This is a genomic window from Cyclobacterium xiamenense (assembly GCF_042140265.1).
In the GTDB taxonomy this organism is placed as follows: domain Bacteria; phylum Bacteroidota; class Bacteroidia; order Cytophagales; family Cyclobacteriaceae; genus Cyclobacterium; species Cyclobacterium xiamenense_A.
In genome coordinates, this window is sequence record NZ_CP159481.1 from 4,147,246 (window position 1) to 4,169,460 (window position 22,215).

Consider the following 22,215-nt stretch of genomic DNA (forward strand, 5'->3'; position numbering starts at 1 on the left):
CTACTCGCTGAGGCTAAAAGCAAGGTAGTAATCTCCGGACGGGGTGCCCATTTTGCCACCACCGGCAGCTATGACTACGTATTGCTTGCCATTTACTGCGTACACGGCGGGGGTTGCATAGCCGCCAGCCGGTAACTTGTACTTCCAGAGCTCCTGTCCAGAATCCTTGTCAAAGGCTCGGAAATATTCGTCCTTGGAAGCGGCTATGAAGACCAATCCTCCGGCGGTAACGACTGGCCCACCGTAATTCTCCGTTCCCGTTTGGGGGATTCCTCTTGCAGTCAATTCTGGAAATTCGCCGAGCGGAACCGACCAGGCAATGCGCCCTTCGTTAAGATCAATGGCGTTCAGCGTTCCCCAGGGAGGCTTCACCGCCGGGTATCCCTCTTGATCAAAAAAGCGGTTGTAACCCGTCGTGGTATAGGGTACCGCGGACAAGTTGGATTCGGAGCCGAGCTCGTGGCTGTCCTGTTTTTTTTCTGGTTGCAACAAATAATCAACCAGAGCTTCGCGCGTTTCAGCCTTCAGGTATTGAAAGCCCGGCATTCGGCCCTTTCCTTTCGCAATGATGCTGCCAATCTCTTTCTCGGTCAAACGATCCCCTACGTCCACAAGCGACGGAAAAGCACCCGAGGGGTCTCCCGCCCGCTCAGGTCCGTGACACATGACACAATTGGTAAAATATGCCGATTTTCCCAAGGATACATTTGCCCCCTGAGTTGGCACCATGGTAAGTATCCAGGGCATTTCGTTGGCATTCACATACAGCAATCCAGATTCCTCGTCGTAGGCGGCACCGCCCCATTCACCGCCGCCATCAAATCCGGGGAAAATAACCGTGCCTTCGCTACTTGGTGGCATGAACGTATGCCCGAATTTGAGCCCTTGAATCCTTTCCCGTATGTAAGCTTCGGCTTCCGGCGAGATGTTTGTCACCTCATCTTCCGTAAATACTTGTCTGGAAAATGGAGGCGGCACGGAGGGTAGCGGCTGACTGGTCCAAACCTCCTCTCCCTACAGGCTGGAGGGAGGTACGGGTACCTCTTCGATGGGATAGACGGGCTTCCCAGTGCTGCGTTCAAAAACGAATACCCTACCCGTTTTGGTAATTTGGGCCACCGCCGGGATGTTCCGATTGCCTTTTTTGATGGTGACCAGATTGGGTGGGGCAGGCAAATCTCGGTCCCATACATCGTGCCGGACCGTTTGGTAATGCCAGACACGCTCACCGGTCTCCGCGTTTAGTGCGATCAGGGAATTGGCAAAAAGGTTTTCCCCGAGTCGATTTCCACCCCAGAAATCAAAGGCCGCCGACCCGGTAGGGATGTAGACAATCCCAGATGCTTCATCCAGACTCATCCCCGCCCAACTATTGGCACCGCCCGCGGATGCATAGGCTCCTTCGGGCCAGGTATCGTAGCCAAACTCCCCAGGTTTGGGAATGGTATGAAATACCCAGTCAATCTTACCGGTACGCACGTCAAATGCCCGGATGTACCCAGGGGCCGCATCGGAGTTTTCCGAGACGCGTGTACCCAGAATCAATTTATCTTGGTAGATGACACCCGGAGTTGAGGAAATGACATAACGATCCAGCGCCCAATCGCCCAGTCCTTCCGTTAAGGATACTTTTCCCCCATCTCCAAATTCAGGAACCAATTCTCCGGTTTTGGGGTCCAGGGCAAATAAATAGGGACCTGCAGAATAAAACAAACGGGCGTCCTCCCCCGACTTCCAAAACACCAGGCCCCGGTTGACACTCCCACCGATCTCCAAGGTTCTATGCGGGTCATATTCCCAAAACAAATTTCCGGTTGCCGCGTCAATGGCAAAGGCTTTTAATTGGGGACTGGTCCCATACAAAACACCATCGATGATCAGGGGATTGCATTGGATCTGTGTATTTCCCTTCTGTTCCAGGTCTCCGGTCCGGAATTCCCAGGCCAATTGAAGTTCCGCTACATTCGTCTTATTGATCTGGTCCAGAGAGGAATACTGGGCACTTCCTTTGCTTCCCAGGTATACAGGCCAGTCTTCATCCGCCCCTTGATTTACTCCCGGGGATGTCTGGCAGCTTTGAAGCAGACCCGGTAATACGGCCAAATACCGAAAGATTCGTATTTTCAAATTATTCATCTAAATTAGACTACTGGTTTCAAACAAATATATCAAATTTGATCCAACCTGCCTTGCGAAATTTTTGCGAATCATTACACGTAAGAAAACATGAAAAAGCTGCTATTGGTCCGTCACGCCAAATCCTACTGGGGAAATCCGTCCCTGCCTGACCGGGAACGCCCGCTGGCGGCAAGGGGGGAACGGGATGCTCCACGCATGGCCAGGCGAATGCATGCAAACCGCATTTTCCCGGAAAAAATACTTTGCTCCGATGCGATACGTACCCTTCAGACCGCTGAACACTTCCTGGCAGTGTACGCAAAACAGGATCCTGAAATCGAAAAAACAGCCGATTTGTACCACGCATCTTCCGGAAGTATCCTGCAGCATGTTCGGCAAACACCCGACCGAATTGATTGCTTGTTTGTTTTCGGCCACAATCCGGGACTGACCGATTTGGTAAACTCCCTGGGAGAAAGGCTGGACAACCTGCCGACCGCAGGGGTTTTTGGATTTCGGTTCGCCACAAGCCATTGGAAAGAAATCGGTAGAAAAAATGCGTCCTTCTGGCTGTACGATTTCCCGAAAAACGAGTCAGCTAAAACTTTCTGACATCTTGGAGTACTTCCGGAAAATCCCGGAAATGCTCTACCAAATACATCACCTTTTCGGCGATGTCATCCGGGGAACGCAAGCTCCCGTCGGATTTAAAAGATTTAAATTTTTCCAGATTTGTAAAACTATCCTCCGAGGCCGAACGGATCGTTTCCTGCATGGGCGTATCGATGATTCCGGGGGAAAGAGCGTACAGCGCAAACCCCCTGTTTTTCAGGTCTGATTCGTATTGGGCTATCCGGGTCATTTGGTTCAGGGCTGCTTTGGAAGCACCGTAGCCGGACCAACCGTCCATTACTTTTCCGGCCGCTCCGGAACTAATATTGATGACCAGCTTTTCCCCCCGAAGGCGGTCGTATTGGTTCATAAATTCGTTCATAAGCAGGGCAGGCGCGATCACATTGACTCGATGAATCCGGCTGATCGCCTCGGGGTCAATGTACCCGTTATGGGCGATGTCACCGATCCAACCCGCATTGTTTATCAAACAGACCCGATCAAAAGGGCCCTTCGGGAAAATCGCTGCCCGGTTCATCAGAATAGCCTCGTAATCAGCAAGGTCTAGTTCCAGACCAATGAATTGTGGCCTTGCCTCCATGGGAGACCGGGCGATTCCGATTACCAGGTTTTTGGTATTTTCCGTCAATCGTTCGACGAGGGCTTTGCCGAGGCCCTTACTTGCCCCGGTGACAATGTAGCAATGGGTAGCTTGCATGGAATAAGTATTTATTGGTTCAACGTCTTATGCCGGACTGGACTGCTTGCGCAGGGACTGTCGGTACAGCCGTAAACTTAAGGAATGAAACCGATAAATCAGCATCACCGCCGTAAGCGTGAGTCCGGTCAATAAGCCAATCCAAATCCCCAGTTCGTTCCATTTCAGGTAAAAAGCAAGCAAGTACCCCAAGGGCAATCCAATCACCCAATACGCCACCAACGTAACCAATGTGGGCACCCGGACATCGGAGAGGCCCCGGAGCGCTCCCAGTCCCACTACCTGCAGTCCATCGGATAATTGAAAAAAGCCGGCGATAATCAGCAGGGTGGATGCCATCTCGATTACCGGTCGCTCGTCAATGTACAGAAGGGGAAGGTAATTCCTGAAAAGCAAAAAGAATAACGCAAATACGGCCATGAATAATGCCACCATCCCAAAAATCGTGAAGCCCACCTGACGTAATTTGGCAATGTCGTTCTTTCCCAATTGGTTTCCTACCCTCACCGTGGCTGCTGCCGATAAACCGGAGGCCATCATGTAGCTAACGGATGCCAGGTTTATCGCAATTTGATGGGCAGCAAGCGCATTGACCCCAATCCATCCCATCATAATGGCAGCCGTGCTAAACGCACCTACTTCAAAGATGAACTGTAGCCCGGTGGGGATGCCAATACGCAACATCTTTTTTAGAATCGGGAGTTGAATATTTCTTAACCGAAAGTTTCGAAGTATCTGACGGTACCTGGCGGAACGCGTGACGTACAGGTAGATGGCGAATGCCATCAGGATGCGTGCTATCAGTGTCGCCCAGCCGGCCCCGTTTAATCCCAGTTCGGGAAATCCCCAATTTCCGTAGATGAGTAACCAGTTGAGTCCTACGTTGACCAGATTGAAAAGTACGGTGATGTACATGGCCTGCTTGGTCTGGGAAAGTCCCTCAATGAATTGCTTGTAGGTCTGAAAAAACATGAAGGGAACCAGCGAAAAGGTCACGATCAGTAAGTAGGGAATCGCCAATACGACCACTTCTTCCGGTTGACCCAGCCACTTCAATCCAGGCGAAAGTCCCAGGATCACCAAAAAAAGTACCAGGGAAGCAAAGCCGTTGATTACGAACCCATGGCTCAGATACCGACCGATTTTTCCAATTTTACCTTCGCCGTCTGCGGCGGCAACCATGGGCGTCACCGCCATGGAAATACCGATTCCAAACATCAGGATTAGAAAAAATATACTATTGGCAAGCGAAGCCGCAGCAAGTGGAATAGCGCCGAGCCTTCCAACCATCACGTTATCAGCCACCCCCACCATCACCTGCCCGAGTTGGCTGAGCATGACTGGATAAGCCAGTGAAAAAGTAGTCTTGAAATCCTCTTTATACGCTGAAAATCCCATGACCTGTCCTTAACTCATCTTTAATCGAATCGCAGTTTTCAAAACAGCAGCGACACTGATACCATCTGTAATCTGCCCCTGCATGACCATTTGCAGCACCTCGGCAAAAGGAAGGCGGCGTACCTGCAAGTCCTCGGTCGGGTCGAAGGCCGTTTCACCGGCATGCAGGTCCTCAGCAATATAAACGAACCCGACTTCGTCGGTTACAGAATTTGACGTATGAATTTTCATCAGTTCAGTCCATTTCCCCGCCGTTAGCCCCGTTTCTTCTTTCAGCTCTCGTTTGGCACTTTCCAGGACATCCTCGTCCAGGGGACCTCCTCCCATGGGAATCTCCCAGGAATACTCATTCAGGGTGTAGCGGTATTGCCCGACCAGCCAGGTGTGAAGCTCCTGGTCGAGCGGTACAATTGCAACTGCCCGGTTTTTGAATTGGACGGTGCCATAAATTCCCGGAATTTGGGTCGGCGTAATCACTTGATGCTCTTCTACGCGTATCCAGGGATTGTCGTATATCTCTCTGGCAGAGACGGTGGTCCAGGGATTTTTCATGGTAATAAAAAAAGGGTGACCAACAGCCACCCTCCATATGTTTTTGGTACGCTACTGATTTACGCAGGGATGGGCAGTACTTTGCTGTCCTTGAACGTAGAAAGAATCACCATGGATTGCATGGAATCTACTTCCCTGATTTCACTGACCTGCTCCAACATTAATTTTTGATAGGAATTGATGTCCTTGGAAATAATTTTCAGAATAAAATCCCCGGTTCCTGTTATGTGGTGACACTCGATCACCTCCGGTATATGATTAATTTCCTTCATAAACGCGTCAATATTCGTTTTGTTATGACCAATGAGGCCGACCAAAACGAAGGTACTCACTCCCAACCCGATTTTTTCAGGATCCAATTTTGCATGATAGCTTTTGATAATACCGGACTGCTCCAGCTTTTTCACCCGTTCCAGGGTAGGCGCAGGAGATAAACCTATATCTTTAGAAAGCTGTGCATTGGTAATCTTTGCATTCGCCTGAAGAATCTCTAAAATTTTACGGTCGATTTTGTCAAATTTGACTTTTATGCTATTATCCATATTGTAAAGAATTTACCGAATTATATGTGGTACAAAGGTAATCCAATTTATGTTTATTTTAAAGACATTTACGGAAAAAACGCAAGTAGGGACGAAATATTGTTATTAATTTGTCGATTTTATTAAAATTATTACTCCTACTGTTTTGTGATTTCTAAAAAAAGGTAGCGTTCCTCTCGAATAAGCTTTTAAAGAACGGTTTAGTGTATGTCAAAGTTTATTCTCTTTCAATATAGCCCGGGCTTCTTTGTGGGCCGGATGCCTTCTTTTCGCATTTGCTTTCACCGCTTCTAAAAAGCGTCTGGCCTCCGAATCATCTCCCTGATCAATGGCTAATTTGCCCAGCTGCAGTAACGCAAACAAGTAATACCCACTGTCCTGCGAATTAAGTTCATCACCAAACCTCACCGTTTGCAAGTAATGCTTTCTTGCCAGCGCTTGCTGACCCATACGGTCAAAATATTGCGCGGCAAAAAAGGAAGCGTACCTTCCGCTGTTGGCCTCGTAACCCGTCCAGCCAGCGTCTATACGATTGAGAATTTCCAAAGATACCTCCATGGCCTCCTTGCCCCGACCTACCGCATACAATTGCCTCGCAAAAAACCGATGAAAATAGGGGTTATTGGGATATTTTTCGTGCAGATAAGCCGTAATCTCCAATGCTTTAAAGGGTTGTTTCTCTTCGGAGGCATACAGGCGAAACAAGAAGTACTGGGCCTCCACCCGCGCATAGAAGGCATTTTCTGCCACTTCTTCCAACTGTTGCAACCCCAATTGTTGATCCCCTTTTGGAAAAAGCAGCATGACCGGTCGAAGCAAGGGGTAATTTTCTGGTATCCATACCGAAAAATAGTTGAACAAGGCATCTCCGAGCAGGAGTTCGGGGTTCAGTTCCTCTTCACCCCTACTCAATTCCAGGTATTTCAGCGCATTTTTTCCCGCAATGGTGGCACTGGTCCAGTTCTTACGTTCGCTATGCAGGCGACCCTGAAAACCGTAAGCACCTGCAAGAAAAAAAGCAGCCTCCTTGTTTTCCGGATCTTCTTCCAACAGGTTGGCGGCCTTTTCTATCGTCTCATCCATGTACCGCAAAAATAGCGCGTCATAACTTTCATTTTCGGTAGCCACGGTGATTTTCCACCACTGACTAAGCCCCATCAGAAAATACGGAAGGGGATGCTCGGGATACGTGTACCGCATGACCTGAAATCCTCTCTCTGCCTGCTCAAAATCAAAATTATACATGCTGTTGACGGCATCGGTGATTCGAAATTGAAGTCCTTTGTCCAACAACAAATAGCTACTCTCTGGCTCGCCAATCTGCGTGACCGCCTCCATTTGTGCGGGTGCTTGAGATAGAGGCAGTGCAAAAATCGCCGGGAGCAAAATAAAATACAAACGATATCGGTTCAAATCGACACAGGTTTAAGTTATCCAGTAAACAACGTTTATCTTTAATTAATTTCGAAATTACTGGAAAATTCATCGCTGCGATCTTCCAATCACATGCAAAGCGCACGAAAGTACACAAAACCGGGGATACTTGCTTTAACTTGACTTCTGTCGCTGGTATCTACCTTCCTGCCATCTCCCTGGTTGCAACCAACCGGATCGGAAAGAAAGATGTCGTGTACTGTTCTCCTTTAAATAAAAAAACAGACCCATCAGACCAAAACCACATGTAATGCAATCCCGGCCAATGGATCTGTAAACAGCAATAAGATAAAAAAATTAACAGCTTACCTTTGAACGGATTCCTTTTTTGCACCCTTCTCTGCCAGGATACTTTTCCAGGCAGTCAGCGCCAGGGAGTCCGGTATATTGATATCGTCAAAAGTGATTAATTCTCCGGGTTCAATGTTACGCTTCAATTGAACCTTGCTTAGTAAGCCGATGGGTACATGCTCCGGGTTCTCGTTGATTTTCAACGCCTCACCTCTCACTTCCATGCCCCCAATCCCTTTGTCTATTACTGAACCTGCCGACAAAGCTTTTTTTGCAATTGCTCCCACGCTAACGGTAGGACTTGCCCCATTGTCCAGCAATATCTCTCCTTGGTTTATAAAATTTAAAATGGTATTCGGGATCTCAAAAAAACAAAGGTGCATCGGTTTGTACAACAGATAGAACGGACCATTGCCCATCTTGTACGTTTTTAGCTCTGCTGCCAAATCTTCCTGATGCTTCGCCGTGATAAACACCCCCGGAGGCGATTCTCTCGAAATGATGTAATCACTGATGACTTTGTTTTCTTTTTCGGCAATCTCGCCCAGTGCGAATGCCCCCTTCTCAAAATCCGAGGTTTCGTACCCTACCAAACCCTGCTGCACAATCTCCAAACCCAACCCGTTCGCAACGAGTGCCTGCTCGATTTGCAATTTTGTACCGTCCGTAAAGGAGGTCACCGAACTAAGGCTATACCCTTGCTTTTGTGCCCAAAACAACATGTCCTCCAAGGAAGGGGTCTGGTTTAGGAACCCCTTGATATTTCCGTAAACCAATGGGTCAAAGCCCATCTGGATCACTTCTTTGTTCAATGCAGCCAGACACCCGGGCTGGTCGCCATTTGCTTCGGTAATCACCCCGCGTTTAGAAAGCCAGGATCCGGTTACTACCTGGGTGTCCGCGTCCATGGTCACCACCGGTAGTTTGTACTCAAATGCTTTCGCAATCACTTCGGTGGAATAAATCGGATCTCCCGTGCTAACCACAATGAGATCGGAAGCAGCGAATACCCGTTCCGGATCCGTCGTCAGAAAATCCTGACTGACCCCCAGATCATCAATTCTACCCTTTCGGCGTGTAACAATTCCCGAGAGTACCATGTCCTCTCGTTTCACGAGGAGTTTGGCCAATCCTCGACCAATTCCTCCGGTACCCACGATACCTACTTTTAGTTTTTTGCTGACAGATGTTTTCATAAAATAAAAATTGTTTGCTGTTTTTTTATGATGGTGTAAAGATAGATAAAAAAATTTAAAAATCATTTTATTGTATTTAAAATACATAAAAAATATTTTAAAAATAGATTTTTAGGGGCCGGCCCGAATAAAAGTCGATTTCCTTTTTTCCTTTCATTAATTGGATTTTTCGTATTTTTAGGCTATAAAAGTATTCATTACTTCCATTATATAAAATAACATTTGGAACGGATTCGGGTAAAAAAAAATAAAAAAACATTTGCGCAAGGAACGAGTAGCCCGGAAATGGGACTGTCGGCCCGTACGAATTTTTAAAAAACGTTAAATCATCCGTTATTCCTGATAAATTTTTTATTTTCGCTTTTCAATTATAAACCGAGCACATGCCAACGTACACCAGGCTAAACAACCTTACGGGTTGGGCGGCCTTTCTGATTGCATTTATAACTTACCTGTTTACAATTGAGGAGACAGCGAGTTTCTGGGATCCCGGAGAATTCATTGCGGTAGCCTACAAACTGCAGGTTCCACATCCCCCGGGCGCTCCGTTTTTCCTGTTGATATACCGTATGTTTGGATTTCTGGCCTTGGGGGAAGGGCTAGAAGTCGCTTACTGGATGAACGTGGGTAGCGCACTGTTTTCCGCATTTACCATCCTGTTCCTTTTTTGGACCATAACGTTGCTGGGAAGAAAACTGTACGGCATCGGGACCGATGAAGACCCCTCCAAAGAACAAACGCTGGCACTGATGGGTGCCGGATTGATCGGAGCCCTTGCCTATACCTTTTCGGATAGCTTTTGGTTTTCCGCCGTAGAGGCAGAGGTGTACGCCATGTCCTCCTTTTTTACGGCCATTGTTATCTGGGCATTTTTAAAATGGGATGTTATCCGGGATCCACGGGCCGAAAATCAATACATGATTTTTATCGCATATTTGGTAGGCTTATCCATTGGTGTACACTTATTAAATCTCGTTACCCTGCCCGCGCTTGCATTGGTCGTATACTTTAAGAAATACACAAACCATACGGTCAAAGGTGGAATTATTGCCTTCTTACTGGGCGGAGTCGCCCTGGTAATCATTAATAACTTCATTATACCGGGACTCCCCAGTATCGCTGGTTCGCTGGAAATATTTTTCGTCAACAGCCTGGGCCTGCCCTTCGGCTCCGGGATAATTTTCTTTGCGGTCCTGTTTCTCGGAGGATTAACCTATGCGGTGATGTACTCCTACCGGAACAAAAAGGTACTCCTAAACACCATTCTCATTTCCCTTACCTTCATCTTGATCGGCTACGGATCCTATGCGCTGATTGTCATTCGGGCAAATGCAGACCCGGTCATCAACGAAAACGACCCCAGGGACATTATCAGTTTTGTGAGTTACTTAAAGCGTGAACAGTACGGCTACCGGCCCCTACTCCACGGCCAATATTTCACCGCCGAAGTGGTTGATCAGACCGAAGGGGCGCCGGTATACGCCAAGGGGGACGAAAAATACGAGGTGGTCGACTATCAGCTGGAAAATACCTACGACCCGGAAAAAACCACCTTCCTGCCAAGGATCTATTCTACGCAGGAACGCCACAAGCAGATCTACCGGAGCAAACTGGGTCTGCGGGAAGGGGAAGATCCCACATTCTTTGATAATATCTATTTTATGCTGGACCACCAGTTGGGCCACATGTACTTTCGTTATTTTATGTGGAACTTCAGCGGGCGGGAAAGTGATTTTAGCGACGCGCCTTTCCTTACGCTGCTTAGTTCCCTGCAAACGGATTTTCCCGAATTTATCAAAGAGAATAAAGGACATAATAATTATTTCATGCTGCCATTGCTACTTGGCCTGATCGGTATGTTTTTCCAAGCCAAAGCCGATCCCAAGTCGTTCTGGTTGACACTTATGCTCTTTCTTATGATGGGGGTGGTCCTCGTACTCTACCTCAATTCTCCGCCAGTGGAACCTAGGGAAAGAGACTATATATACGTAGGCTCGTTCTACGCCTTTGCCATATGGATAGGGTTTGGGGTTCTCGCCATCCGCCACCAACTATTAAAGCTAAGGAAGGGAATGGCGCTGACAGGCTTGTACGCTGCATTGATGTGCCTACCGATACCCCTCTTAATGGCCGGTGAAAACTGGAATGACCACGACCGGTCCGGAAGATTTTTCTCCGTGGATGCAGCCCGGAACTTTCTGGCATCTTGTGAACCCAACGCCATCCTTTTTACCGGTGGAGACAACGATACCTTTCCGCTGTGGTACGTTCAAGAAGTAGAGGGATTTCGCACGGATGTACGGGTCATCGTACTAAGTTATTTTGACACCGACTGGTACGTAAAACAGATGGCCCGACCTGTGAACGAATCACCTGCCCTGGATTTTACCCTTCAATATGAAAACTATAAAAAAGGTACCAACGATGTTTTGTACATCACTGACCGCCTGGAAAGTCTGCCCCTGCTTGATTATCTAAAATTACTAAAAAACAACAGCGAACTGCTGAAGCTTTCGAGCAGCCGTGCAAGCAATATCAATACGGTGCCTTCCAGGAACCTCACGCTGCCGGTTGATCAGCAGCGCGTCGACTCCCTGGGAATTTTACCAGAAGCCTTTCGGAACCTGCAGATTCCGCAGCTAACCATCCGCCTGCGGGGCAATTACGTCACCAAAGGTACCCTTATGCTGCTGGATTTGATCGCTACCAATAACTGGGAACGACCCATTTACTTCAACAACACTTCATTGGCGACCATTGGGTTTGATATGAGCCAACATGTGGTGATGGAAGGATTGACTTACCGGCTGCTACCGATCCAAAAACCGGACAATCAGGAGGAACTGGTAAATACCGATCTGGCCTACGAAAATGTGATGGAAAACTTTGCCTACCGAGGTATGGATAATTCCGATAATTATTTTGACGACGAGTTTCGTCGATTTACATCCAATCACCGTAGCGTATTGAACAGCGTCGCCATCGCCTTATTGGAGGAAAAAGACCTGCAACGGGCAGAGGACGTACTGCGCTTGAGCCTGGAAAAATTTCCGCACGAAGCCATCCCCTACGACCTGGCCAGTGGACAATCGGTACCCCTGTTTTTTGAATTGGGCATGGACGACGAAGCCCTGCATGTAGTCGATGAAATATCCCATCGATCCATAGAAATGCTCGATTTCTATGCTGAAACGGGCCGAACCATGGACCGGGAAGCCTCCATTTCCATGGAAATGCTGCGGTATTTTATCCCGCTGCTGCGGGAGCAGGGATACGAAGAAAGGGCAGCCCAGCTACAGCAAGAATTCGAACGGCTTTTCGGGGAAATGGGTGGCAGACGTCTACCCAGGAGGTAAAGGCTACCCCCTGCTGCAACTGACGGGCGGCGTTTTAGAAGCTTCACCAGCGCGGGTGCTTCGGGCAAATGCTGCACACTTGCCCGAAGCACCTACGAACGTATGCTGCCAGAGCACCTACACTGACCATTCCGAAGAGGTGGCTGATTATCCGGGTTAATCGGACTATTTGGAGCCCTGTGCTGGATTTTTATGAAGGATAAAAAATAAATCCAGTGCCTCGGCAGGCTCGTCTACCAGTAGGTAATCCTCATGGCTTATTTCTTGTACCGACGCGCCCTGCATCCGATGCAGGCTGTTTCGGTTCATTCGATTGGCAACTTCGTAAGGGAATTTCAGTAGGAAAGCAGGGAGTCGGTATTGCAGTTTCAAAACGTCCCATCGGGTGAATTTTTCCACGGACTTCTTATTGGCCCGATAGTAGTCCCATACCTTTTCGTTACCGCCAATTCCTTTCGTTTCCACCCGATCGAAAAATTGCTCACAGCGTTGCAACAACTGCTCCGGGGCATATTCCCTTACATGCCAGGGGTTCCTTGTCAGGGAAAACCGGATATTCGGGGTGGAAATCATGGCAACACCGCCGGGTTTCAGGACCCGGTAGATTTCTTCCAAAAACAGTTGATCCTGCTGAATGTGTTCGATCACCTGAAAACTGACCACGCTATCGAAGCTATTCGACGGAATGGTGGCAAGCGGGGGCAGGTGGGCCTGCTCAAACGTATGCCCGGGATATTTCTGTTTTAACCTCTCCAAAATTTCCCCTATCTTGTCAATTCCATGATACCGATTGACCAAAGGCCCCAAAGCGGCGACTCCCCTGCCCTCTCCACACCCAATTTCCAGCAAATCACCGAATACGTAACTCCTGGCCACAATGTACGCCTTGTACAGACGTTGATGAATGGGGTTGTCGCTGATCAACTTATCGGAAGTTATTTCCGTTGTATAGATAGCCATTTAAAATTTCTTTATTTTGAACAAAATTAAGGTTAATTTTTAAACCAACTATGGAAATATCAAAGTCATTGCTCATGAAAAACATTATTGGATGCCTGGCCCTGTGTTGCTTCTTTTCCCTTTTCAGCCAGGCCCAAACCAATTTAAAAAGCCTCAACCAAAGCCTGCGGTATTCCAGGTATTCGCGAATCTCATTGAAAGTCATTCCCATCAAAACGTCGGAACGCAGCTTTACCCTACAACTGGTTGTCGAAAAAATCGAAGAAGACCCGGACTTCGATGACTACCTTTTTTCCTATGCCATCGTTTCGGATTTTGAGCAGGAAATAACCGACGACTTACTGGTCGCACTGGATCGAGAGGTAGTAAAGGCGGACACAGACAAACATTTTTATTTTGAAGAGACCGTAGATATCCCTGAATCTCAGGAGCAGGCATACGTGGTTTTTCAAGCCAGAGATACCCGGCAAGACGATCTCTACCTGTATCACAGCGATCTGATCAGCCCCTTCGTCCCGGAACAACCCGACTTTGGCGCCTATTTTGGAAACGACATTCCCTTCGACCAGAATTTTCTTAACGTGAACGAATCGCTACTCTTCAAAAGACCCCGGGGGGTAAGCCTTCATCGCTACTATTATCCCCAGGAATTCCCCTTACCACTACCTCCCATGGAAACCAAATCTCCGGAAGTCCCCAGACAAACCGAAGTGGTGGATGAGGGTAATTTTTTGGTAAACGTTCCGGTTCCTTTTGACAAGCAGGGGTACTATTTTGTTCAGTCAGATACCAGTTCGGGAGCCGGTCTTCTCCTTCGGACGGCCGGTAAAACGTTTCCCAGGGTAGCCACCTGGGAGGAAATGATCGAAATGGTGGCCTATATATCCACCCGGAAAGAACACGAAACCTTGCTGGCAGCAGAAAATAAAAAAACAGCTTTGGACGAGTACTGGATTCGCATGACCCGCGATGAGGAAACCGCAAAAACCCTGATCAAGGAGTATTTCAGGCAGATTGAATTTGCCAATATTCTATTCACCGATTTCAAGGAAGGCTGGATGACGGACAGGGGAATGGTATACATTATCATGGGACCCCCGCAGGAAGTATACTTCGACCTGGACAAAGAAACATGGGTATACCTGGCACAGGATTCAAATTCCAAAATAACCTTTACCTTTGCTCGGGTAAAAACCATTTTAACCCCCAATTATTACACATTGAACCGATCGAGAGCGTATCAGCCGATTTGGTTCAAAACCATTACAGCATGGAGAAACGGAAGGATGGTTTTCTGATCAATCGAGACGAAAACCCTAAAGATTATATTTTTGGGATCAGACCCATCATGGAGGCTTTTCAGGCCGGTCAGGAAATCGACAAGTTGCTTGTAAACAAAGAATTGAAAGGAGACCTGCTAAAGGAACTGATCGCCCAGGCCAAAGAAAAAAACATCCCGGTCACCAAAGTGCCTGAAAACAAGCTCAACCGGATCACCCGCAAAAACCATCAGGGAGTGATTGCATACATGGGTGCCATCGCCTATGCCTCCTGGGAAAACGTGGTAGATGCCTGCTACACGAAAGGACAAGCCCCCTTGCTCCTCTTACTGGATCGGATAACGGATGTCAGAAATTTTGGAGCCATCGCCCGCACCGCCGAAGTGGCCGGGGTACACGGCATCATCGTTCCTGAAAAAAGCAGCGCTCAGATAAGTTCGGACGCGGTAAAAACCTCTGCCGGCGCGTTGAATTTTATCCCGGTAAGCCGGGTAAGAAATCTGTACTATACCCTAAAGGACCTAAAAAAAATGGGACTCAATGTGGTGGGTGTCACCGAAAAAACGCACAGAAACGTATACGAGGCTGATTTTTCTGCACCCACGGTCCTGATCATGGGCTCCGAAGAAGATGGGATTTCGGACGAACTATTGGGACTCTGTGATGAATTTGTTAAAATTCCCGTGCTGGGCCAGGTGGCTAGCCTCAATGTCTCCGTAGCGGCAGGCGTGGCTATTTACGAAGCCATTCGTCAACGAACCCTGGCGGAGCCTCAGGCATAACGATCCCCGGTGATGGAACTTGCGTACGGATTTTTCCTTAGCCTGCTTGCATGCGGGCTGCTGTCCTGGATGCTGTTTCGGGCTTCCAACAGGAATGAGTTGCTTCGAAAGCAGGAGAGATCCCTGGAGCGGCAGCTACTGGAACTGGAATTGGAAAAAAAAATCGAGAAAAACCAGGTACAGCTCCTGCAGGAGAAACTGCGGTTCCAAGAATCGGAGATGGAGCGCATGGGCAAGCGCTTCCAACAGGAATTCGAGTTGTTGTCCAATAGAATTCTAGAAGAAAAATCCAGGAAATTTACCTTTCAGAACCAGGAGAACCTGAGCCGTATTCTGGAACCCCTGATCAAGGACCTGGACGCTTTTCGAAAGCAGGTACAGGATTCCTACAGTCAGGAATCCAAAGAGCGGTTTTCCCTGGAAAATAAGGTGCGGGAACTGGCCCAGTTGAATCAAAAAATCAGCCAGGAAGCCCAGAACCTTACCAATGCACTTAAAGGCAATGCAAAACATCGGGGAAATTGGGGAGAGGCTATCCTGGAAACCATTCTTCAAAATTCCGGGTTGGAGAGAAACCGTCACTACAGCCTTCAGGAATTTCTGCGAGACGAAACCGGAAATCCGCTTTTAGGAGTCGACGGTAAAAAGATGCAACCGGACGTCATCATTCACTATCCCGATAATAAGAACGTCATCATCGATAGCAAAGTATCCCTGCTTGCCTACGAAAACTACTGCAATTGCCCGGACGAGGGGGACCAACAAGTCTTTCTGCAGCAACACCTGAAGGCGGTCAAAACACACGTTGATGAATTGGCCGGCAAGCAATACGAAGCCTATGCCAAAGCACTGGATTTTGTCATCATGTTTGTGCCCCTGGAAGCCGCCTACATGGTAGCAGTACAGGCCGACGAGCGGCTTTGGGAATATGCCTACAAAAAACGGGTATTGCTAATCAGCAGCAGTAACCTGATTGCTGCCCTTAAGTTAATCAAAGATTTGTGGATCCGTGATGACCAAACGCGCAATGCCCTGGAAATTGCCGAAAAAGGTGGCAGGATGTACGACAAGTTTGCTGCATTTCTTAAAAACCTGGAGGACATCGGCAGGCATCTGGATAGGTCCCAGGAAAGTTACCAGACGGCCGTGAGGCAACTGAAAACTGGAAAAGGCAATTTGATCTCTCAGGCAGAAAAACTAAAAAGCCTGGGTGTAAACGCCCGCCGCCAACTTCCAGGTGGCCAGCAGGATTAAAAAGGAAGGTCTTCAGCCCCGTCGACAAGGACCACTTCGGCATGCCGGGAAATCAAGTATTTTCTGCCCGTAGCACGTTCCCGGCACAAAACCCGGCTCCGTCTGGTCTCCAACTTCTCAAAAACCCTACGTTTAAGGCCGAAAAAACTCCCCTGCTTCAGGTCACCCAGAAGCACTCCGCCCGCTTCTTTCCGAATGATATCGTATTTCTTCAGTTCCTTGAACAAAAAATAATCCCCTCCTGTACTGGCTTTAGGGTTGACCATGTGTAGGCGAAGGGGTATCAAAATATCATGGGGAAACACCGAGGAATCCAACAGAGGTGCCATTAATTCGCGAAAAGATCGCTTCCATTCCGGACCATGCGGCCGAATCCCCCATTGCTCGTAATCGCGAAACACACGATGATGCGCAATCTCGTGAATAAGCGTAATTAAAAACTGATAGGGGTTCAAGTCATGATTGATACTAATCCTTTGTACCTTCTGATCAGGGCGGTACCGAAAATCCCCGAATTTAGTCGAACGCGAACGGGCAATCAACAATTCAAAAGGGTCTTCCTTCCACAAGGCATAGCAATAGGCCAGCGCACGATCGGGTAATTTGCCCGCTAATTTCCGTCTCCATTGTTCCTGGGTCATTGCACCAATTTTTCTACTGTTCAAAAATAGACTTTTTCCGGGAAGGCTTGCAAAAATAGCGACTGTTAATGAAGGTCGGCACCGGGAAAAAACGAAATTAAAAAAAAGACTGGCTCCTGAGATCTTCCCAACCCTTAGAATCACCAAGTTGCCTGCAAAATATTTTTTGTGCCCATGATTCCCCTGCCGGCTGGCAGCCACTGCCCCGCTTTCGATGCCCTGATCCCCATTAGATGGAATCAGCCCAAACTTGCCCACAAAAGGTTTGTGAAGAAAAAGGAGAAAAAAATTACTAATTCATTTGCTTTGGTGGTTAAATTTTACAAAATTATTTTGCTTTACGAACCAATTAGCATAAACCCAGCATGCCATGAAACCAACCGATACCCGGAACCCGGAGTATTACCATAAAGTTGTGGACTGTCAGTATGCCTGTCCTGCTCACACCCCTGTGCCGGAATACATCCGCAAAATTGCTGCAGAGAAATACACAGAAGCCTACATGATCAATTGGGAGTCCAATGTGTTTCCCGGAATTCTTGGGCGCACCTGCGACCGTCCCTGCGAACCCGCCTGCCGTCGGGGTCGCGTTGAAGAGGAACCGGTAGCCATCTGCCGTCTGAAGCGGGTAGCGGCCGACCAAAAAGGGGACGTGCAGTCGCTGATGCCCCAGGCTCCCTTTCCACCCAACGGAAAGAAAATCGCGTTGATCGGCGGAGGGCCGGCTTCCCTCACGGTAGCCAGAGACCTGGCGCCTTTGGGCTACGAAATTCATTTGTTTGATGAACAAATAGCCGGTGGAGGTATGATGCGCAGCCAGATTCCCGCATTTCGACTTCCGGAGGAGGTGCTGAATGAAGAGGTGGGTTATATCCTGAATATGGGTATTCACACGCAATTTTTAACCTATGTAGCAAGCCTGAAAAAAGTGCTGGATGCAGACTATGACGCGGTGTTTATTGGCACCGGTGCTCCCAAAGGCAGAGATTTACCGAAATTACCCGGCAGAAAAGAAGGAGATGCACAAATTCACATTGGCATTGAATGGCTTGCCAGCGTGGCTTTTGAGCACGTAAATAAAATAGGCAGGAAAGTAATCGTTTTAGGTGGGGGTAATACCGCTATGGATTGCTGCCGCACCTCCCGAAGACTCGGCGGGGAAGAAGTAAAGGTGGTCGTGCGAAGTCCTTTCAAGGACATGAAGGCGTCCCCCTGGGAAAAAGAGGATGCACAACATGAGGACGTAACCATATTGGACAACCACGTCCCACAAAGCTTCGAGGTAGAAAATGGGGTATTGAAGGGAATGAAATTCCAAAAAGTAAATGCCCACTACGACCAAAATGGCAAACGTAAACTCGTTCCCACGGGAGAACCCGACGTATTCATTCCGGCAGACGAGGTATTGATTGCGATAGGGCAGGAAAACAGCTTTCCCTGGATTGAGCGGGATATTGGGCTTGATTTTGATGAATGGGGAATGCCGGTAGTGGACCAGACCACCTTCCAATCCACCCATCCCAAAGTCTTTTTTGGTGGAGATGCAGCTTTCGGCCCGGAAAACGTGATCACTGCTGTGGCCCACGGCCACCAGGCAGCCGTATCGATGCACCTGTATTGCCAGGGAAAAGACCCACACCAACGTCCTGCTCCTTTCACCAAATTGTTCAGCACGAAGATGGGCATTCACGAATGGAGTTACGATAGCCCGGTCACCAATGACCAACGTTACCTGGTTCCCCAGGCAGAGAAATCCCTCACGCTCCTGGACCGGCGAAAGGAAGTGGAATTGGGCTTTGACCCGCCTACGGGGTACAAAGAAGCTCAACGCTGCCTAAATTGCGATGTGCAGACCGATTTTACTGCGGATCGTTGCATTGAATGCGACGCCTGCATGGACATCTGTCCCACCTCCTGCATCACCTTTACAACCAACGAGGCAGAGGAAGATCGGCTGCGGGAAAAACTGCTTGTTCCTGCAGAAAATAAATCTCAGGACCTCCTGGTCTCCAAACCGCTAAAAACCGGTCGGGTGATGGTAAAAGACGAGGACGTTTGCCTGCACTGCGGGCTTTGCGCAGAGCGCTGTCCTACTTCCGCCTGGGACATGCAGCAGTTTCTCTACAGTGTTACGAAAGCAGAAAACCTATGACCATCCCCACTACCCTCCGGCGCCCCCAGGCAGGAGTCAACGATTTTGTTGCCCGGTTTGCCAATGTCAACGGAACCGGATCAGCCAGCGCAAATTTTCTGTTTGCCAAGGCCATCTTTCGGATGGGCATTCCCGTGACCCCCAAAAACATTTTTCCCTCCAACATACAGGGACTGCCCACCTGGTACGAGGTACGGGTGAGTGAAAAAGGCTATCTGGGGCGAAGGGAAGGAATCGATCTACTGGTAGCCGTCAACGCCCAAAGCCTGAAGCAAGACATCGCCAGCGTAAGGGAAGGTGGATACCTCATGTACGATAGTACCAAGAAACTTGCTCCTGACCTGATTCGAGAAGACATTCACTACTTGGGGGTTCCGATGATGGATCTTTCAAATGAACATTTTAGTAATCCCAGGCAGCGGCAGTTGTTTAAAAACATCATTTACGTAGGGGCATTGGCAGTATTGCTGCAGATCGAATATGAGGTGTTGGAAACATTGCTCCACGAACAATTCGCCGGCAAAGAAAAGCTCATCGGCCCAAATCTCAAAGCGCTGCAACTGGGCATGGACTATGTACGGGAGCATTTTGATTACCCGCTTGATTTCTTTTTGGAACGCCGAAATCTTATCGGGGACAAAATACTTGTTGACGGGAATTCCGCCTGTGGCTTGGGAGCGGTCTTTGGAGGCGCGACGGTGATGGCCTGGTATCCCATTACCCCTTCTACCTCCGTAGCCGAGGCTTTCGAAAAGTACGCTTCGCTCTATCGGGTAGATCCAGAAACCGGAAAAAACCGCTACGCTGTGATTCAAGCCGAAGACGAACTCGCCGCCATGGGAATGGTTATCGGGGCCAACTGGAACGGTGCGCGGGCGCTAACGGCTACCAGCGGACCGGGGGTGTCTCTGATGAATGAATTTATTGGTCTGGCCTATTTTGCCGAAGTACCTGCTGTATTGATCGATGTGCAGCGGGCGGGCCCCAGTACCGGCATGCCCACCCGTACCCAGCAGTCGGACATTACCCTAGCCGCTTATGCCTCACACGGTGACAGCAAGCATCCCCTGCTTTTCCCCGCTACTCCAAAGGAATGTTTTGAAATGACGGCTGCCTGTTTTGACCTGGCCGATCGGCTGCAGACACCGGTGATCCTGATGACCGACCTGGACCTGGGCATGAACGACCACCTCAGCGAGCCCTTTCATTGGCCGGAAAACCAGCGATTCGACCGGGGTAAAGTACTTTCCAAGGAAGCGTTGGAGGCCATGGGTCGGTACGGCAGGTACCTGGATGTGGAAGGTGATGGAATCCCTTACCGAACCTACCCGGGAACGCATCCGACGAAAGGGGCTTTTACCACCCGTGGAACATCTCGGGATGAATATGCAGTGTACACCGAGGACAGTGCGGCCTACAAACGCAACATGGATCGCTTGATCGTGAAATGGGAAACTGCCAAAAAGCTCGTGCCCAAACCTCAGGTTTATCAGAAACAAAATCACTGCGACTGGGGCATGGTTTTCTTTGGTACCTCCACCTTTTCATCGGAAGAAGCACGCGACCTCCTGGCAGAGCAGGAGATACAGCTGGATGCCCTGCGGATCAAGGCCTTCCCCTTCGGAGCAGAAATCGAAGCTTTTATTCATGCGCATCAGCGGATTTTCGTCATCGAGCAAAATCGGGACGGGCAGATGCGCGACCTACTCATTCAGGAAATGCAATTATCTCCCCAAAAACTGGTCTCGGTTTTGAATTACGATGGCATGCCCATCACAGCCGATCAGATCGCCCTACAAATCGCCGCTTATTTCAAACAAACTAACGCCCAGTCCCATGAGCTACCTGAAACCTCTATTTAGACACCCCCGTTTGCCAAAAAATAAACTGGGCTACACGCTCAAAGAATACGAGGGAAGCCTATCAACGCTCTGTGCCGGGTGTGGGCACGACAGCATCAGTGCCACCATTGTACAAGCCTGTTTCGAGTTATCAATCGAGCCCCATCTCGTCGCAAAAATTTCCGGAATCGGCTGTTCTTCCAAGACACCCGCCTACTTCCTGGGCAATTCCCACGGATTTAACTCCGTACACGGAAGGATGCCCTCTGTTGCGACGGGCGCAAACATGGCCAATAAAAACATGGTCTACTTTGGAGTTTCCGGAGATGGCGACACCGCTTCCATCGGCATGGGACAGTTCGTGCATGCCGTCCGACGTAACCTCGATATGGTATACATTGTGATGAACAACGGCTGCTATGGCCTCACAAAAGGGCAGGATTCGGCCACCGCAGATCGAGGATCCACCAGCAAATCCGGCCACATCAACCCTTTCCAACCCGTGGACCTGGCTAGCCTCGCTGTGGAACTCGGAGCGACCTTTGTTGCACAAAGCTTCAGTGGAGACAAACAACAACTGGTCCCGCTTATCAAGGCAGCCGTCCAGCACAAAGGCCTGGCGTTCATTAACGTCATGTCGCCCTGCGTCACCTTTAATAACAATCCCGGATCTACAAAGTCCTACGATTATGTCCGGGAACACATGCAAGCCACAGGAAAAATGGACCTTGTCCCCAAACGAAAACCCGTCCATGCAAGCTACCCGGAAGGGTCGGAGACAGAAGTAACGCTGCACGATGGTTCGGTGATGAACTTGCAAAAACTAGCCAGCGACTGGGATCCCGAAGATCGAATATCTGCCGTCAATGCGATTCAGGAGGCGCGTGCGAGCGACCGAATCCTAACCGGTTTATTGTACATTCACACGGGATACCAGGATTTGCACGGGATCCTGAATACCACGGATACCGCACTGAATTCCCTGGAGGAAGCGGAACTGTGCCCAGGACCGGCCGTTTTGGACGCTATCAACGAAAGTCTCCGCTAATCCAATAAGGGTGCGAACAGGCGATAAGCTGCATGCCAAT

18 protein-coding genes are annotated in these 22,215 nt (G+C 48.9%); 8 read left to right on the forward strand and 10 right to left on the reverse strand.

All coding sequences use genetic code 11. The features are described from left to right. Entirely contained in the window at window positions 1-936 is a 936-nt protein-coding gene (locus tag ABWH99_RS16825) for a c-type cytochrome (RefSeq protein WP_375582989.1), read from the reverse strand. A gap of 78 nt (window positions 937-1,014) precedes the next feature. Further along, on the reverse strand, window positions 1,015-2,136 hold the full coding sequence (locus ABWH99_RS16830; protein ID WP_375582990.1) for a PQQ-binding-like beta-propeller repeat protein: 1,122 nt from the start codon (window positions 2,134-2,136) through the stop codon (window positions 1,015-1,017). A gap of 90 nt (window positions 2,137-2,226) precedes the next feature. Here ABWH99_RS16830 and ABWH99_RS16835 point away from each other — a divergent pair, with 90 nt between their 5' ends. Then, window positions 2,227-2,730: a histidine phosphatase family protein gene (locus ABWH99_RS16835; protein ID WP_375582991.1), complete on the forward strand. Its 504-nt coding sequence runs from the start codon at window positions 2,227-2,229 to the stop codon at window positions 2,728-2,730. Here ABWH99_RS16835 and ABWH99_RS16840 read toward each other — a convergent pair. The 6 genes from ABWH99_RS16840 to ABWH99_RS16865 all read right to left on the reverse strand — a co-directional run bounded on the left by ABWH99_RS16840 (window position 2,717) and on the right by ABWH99_RS16865 (window position 8,861). Next, entirely contained in the window at window positions 2,717-3,448 is a 732-nt protein-coding gene (locus ABWH99_RS16840; RefSeq protein WP_375582992.1) for an SDR family NAD(P)-dependent oxidoreductase, read from the reverse strand. The genes ABWH99_RS16835 and ABWH99_RS16840 overlap by 14 nt on opposite strands. A gap of 27 nt (window positions 3,449-3,475) precedes the next feature. Further along, window positions 3,476-4,846, reverse strand: coding sequence for an MATE family efflux transporter (locus tag ABWH99_RS16845; protein WP_375582993.1), 1,371 nt, complete (start codon window positions 4,844-4,846; stop codon window positions 3,476-3,478). Between the two features lie 9 nt (window positions 4,847-4,855). Beyond that, window positions 4,856-5,398: an NUDIX domain-containing protein gene (locus ABWH99_RS16850; RefSeq protein WP_375582994.1), complete on the reverse strand. Its 543-nt coding sequence runs from the start codon at window positions 5,396-5,398 to the stop codon at window positions 4,856-4,858. Between the two features lie 59 nt (window positions 5,399-5,457). Further along, the gene (locus tag ABWH99_RS16855; protein ID WP_375582995.1) at window positions 5,458-5,940 is read right to left on the reverse strand and encodes an Lrp/AsnC family transcriptional regulator; all 483 of its coding nucleotides are present in this window, start codon (window positions 5,938-5,940) and stop codon (window positions 5,458-5,460) included. 210 nt (window positions 5,941-6,150) lie between these two features. Beyond that, on the reverse strand, window positions 6,151-7,305 hold the full coding sequence (locus ABWH99_RS16860; protein WP_375586593.1) for a tetratricopeptide repeat protein: 1,155 nt from the start codon (window positions 7,303-7,305) through the stop codon (window positions 6,151-6,153). A 374-nt stretch (window positions 7,306-7,679) separates the two neighbouring features. Then, entirely contained in the window at window positions 7,680-8,861 is a 1,182-nt protein-coding gene (locus tag ABWH99_RS16865) for an NAD(P)-dependent oxidoreductase (RefSeq protein WP_375582996.1), read from the reverse strand. A 383-nt stretch (window positions 8,862-9,244) separates the two neighbouring features. Here ABWH99_RS16865 and ABWH99_RS16870 point away from each other — a divergent pair, with 383 nt between their 5' ends. Next, entirely contained in the window at window positions 9,245-12,217 is a 2,973-nt protein-coding gene (locus ABWH99_RS16870) for a DUF2723 domain-containing protein (RefSeq protein WP_375582997.1), read from the forward strand. A gap of 165 nt (window positions 12,218-12,382) precedes the next feature. Here the strand turns inward: ABWH99_RS16870 and ABWH99_RS16875 are convergent, their stop codons facing one another. Beyond that, window positions 12,383-13,177 (reverse strand): class I SAM-dependent methyltransferase, encoded by a 795-nt coding sequence (locus tag ABWH99_RS16875; RefSeq protein WP_375582998.1) that lies wholly within the window; start codon window positions 13,175-13,177, stop codon window positions 12,383-12,385. A gap of 74 nt (window positions 13,178-13,251) precedes the next feature. Between ABWH99_RS16875 and ABWH99_RS16880 the strand changes: the two genes are divergently transcribed. The 3 genes from ABWH99_RS16880 to ABWH99_RS16890 are packed head-to-tail and all read left to right on the forward strand — an operon-like array spanning window position 13,252 to window position 16,493. After that, on the forward strand, window positions 13,252-14,475 hold the full coding sequence (locus ABWH99_RS16880) for a GWxTD domain-containing protein (RefSeq protein WP_375582999.1): 1,224 nt from the start codon (window positions 13,252-13,254) through the stop codon (window positions 14,473-14,475). Then, complete coding sequence (gene rlmB / locus ABWH99_RS16885) at window positions 14,448-15,239, forward strand: 23S rRNA (guanosine(2251)-2'-O)-methyltransferase RlmB (RefSeq protein WP_375583000.1); 792 nt, start codon at window positions 14,448-14,450, stop codon at window positions 15,237-15,239. Before ABWH99_RS16880 ends, rlmB begins: the two co-directional genes overlap by 28 nt. Window positions 15,240-15,251: 12 nt before the next feature. Then, complete coding sequence (locus ABWH99_RS16890; RefSeq protein WP_375583001.1) at window positions 15,252-16,493, forward strand: DNA recombination protein RmuC; 1,242 nt, start codon at window positions 15,252-15,254, stop codon at window positions 16,491-16,493. Here ABWH99_RS16890 and ABWH99_RS16895 read toward each other — a convergent pair. Then, complete coding sequence (locus ABWH99_RS16895; protein ID WP_375583002.1) at window positions 16,490-17,158, reverse strand: SprT-like domain-containing protein; 669 nt, start codon at window positions 17,156-17,158, stop codon at window positions 16,490-16,492. The two genes, ABWH99_RS16890 and ABWH99_RS16895, sit on opposite strands and share 4 nt — an antisense overlap. Window positions 17,159-17,504: 346 nt before the next feature. Here ABWH99_RS16895 and ABWH99_RS16900 point away from each other — a divergent pair, with 346 nt between their 5' ends. The 3 genes from ABWH99_RS16900 to ABWH99_RS16910 are packed head-to-tail and all read left to right on the forward strand — an operon-like array spanning window position 17,505 to window position 22,175. Then, window positions 17,505-19,286 (forward strand): FAD-dependent oxidoreductase, encoded by a 1,782-nt coding sequence (locus ABWH99_RS16900; RefSeq protein WP_375583003.1) that lies wholly within the window; start codon window positions 17,505-17,507, stop codon window positions 19,284-19,286. After that, window positions 19,283-21,148, forward strand: coding sequence for a 2-oxoacid:acceptor oxidoreductase subunit alpha (locus ABWH99_RS16905; protein WP_375583004.1), 1,866 nt, complete (start codon window positions 19,283-19,285; stop codon window positions 21,146-21,148). The genes ABWH99_RS16900 and ABWH99_RS16905 overlap by 4 nt, the downstream gene beginning before the upstream one ends. After that, entirely contained in the window at window positions 21,123-22,175 is a 1,053-nt protein-coding gene (locus tag ABWH99_RS16910; protein ID WP_375583005.1) for a 2-oxoacid:ferredoxin oxidoreductase subunit beta, read from the forward strand. Before ABWH99_RS16905 ends, ABWH99_RS16910 begins: the two co-directional genes overlap by 26 nt. Window positions 22,176-22,215: the final 40 nt, after the last annotated feature.

Bases quoted from the DNA above. Each gene is read 5' to 3' on its own strand.
- ABWH99_RS16870 (WP_375582997.1), top strand. From the start codon at position 9,245: ATGCCAACGTACACCAGGCTAAACAACCTTACGGGTTGGGCGGCCTTT.
- ABWH99_RS16845 (WP_375582993.1), bottom strand. From the start codon at position 4,846: ATGGGATTTTCAGCGTATAAAGAGGATTTCAAGACTACTTTTTCACTG.
- ABWH99_RS16830 (WP_375582990.1), bottom strand. From the start codon at position 2,136: ATGAATAATTTGAAAATACGAATCTTTCGGTATTTGGCCGTATTACCG.
- ABWH99_RS16840 (WP_375582992.1), bottom strand. From the start codon at position 3,448: ATGCAAGCTACCCATTGCTACATTGTCACCGGGGCAAGTAAGGGCCTC.
- ABWH99_RS16865 (WP_375582996.1), bottom strand. From the start codon at position 8,861: ATGAAAACATCTGTCAGCAAAAAACTAAAAGTAGGTATCGTGGGTACC.
- ABWH99_RS16880 (WP_375582999.1), top strand. From the start codon at position 13,252: ATGAAAAACATTATTGGATGCCTGGCCCTGTGTTGCTTCTTTTCCCTT.
- ABWH99_RS16910 (WP_375583005.1), top strand. From the start codon at position 21,123: ATGAGCTACCTGAAACCTCTATTTAGACACCCCCGTTTGCCAAAAAAT.
- ABWH99_RS16900 (WP_375583003.1), top strand. From the start codon at position 17,505: ATGAAACCAACCGATACCCGGAACCCGGAGTATTACCATAAAGTTGTG.
- ABWH99_RS16835 (WP_375582991.1), top strand. From the start codon at position 2,227: ATGAAAAAGCTGCTATTGGTCCGTCACGCCAAATCCTACTGGGGAAAT.
- ABWH99_RS16875 (WP_375582998.1), bottom strand. From the start codon at position 13,177: ATGGCTATCTATACAACGGAAATAACTTCCGATAAGTTGATCAGCGAC.
- rlmB (WP_375583000.1), top strand. From the start codon at position 14,448: ATGGAGAAACGGAAGGATGGTTTTCTGATCAATCGAGACGAAAACCCT.
- ABWH99_RS16890 (WP_375583001.1), top strand. From the start codon at position 15,252: ATGGAACTTGCGTACGGATTTTTCCTTAGCCTGCTTGCATGCGGGCTG.
- ABWH99_RS16850 (WP_375582994.1), bottom strand. From the start codon at position 5,398: ATGAAAAATCCCTGGACCACCGTCTCTGCCAGAGAGATATACGACAAT.
- ABWH99_RS16855 (WP_375582995.1), bottom strand. From the start codon at position 5,940: ATGGATAATAGCATAAAAGTCAAATTTGACAAAATCGACCGTAAAATT.
- ABWH99_RS16905 (WP_375583004.1), top strand. From the start codon at position 19,283: ATGACCATCCCCACTACCCTCCGGCGCCCCCAGGCAGGAGTCAACGAT.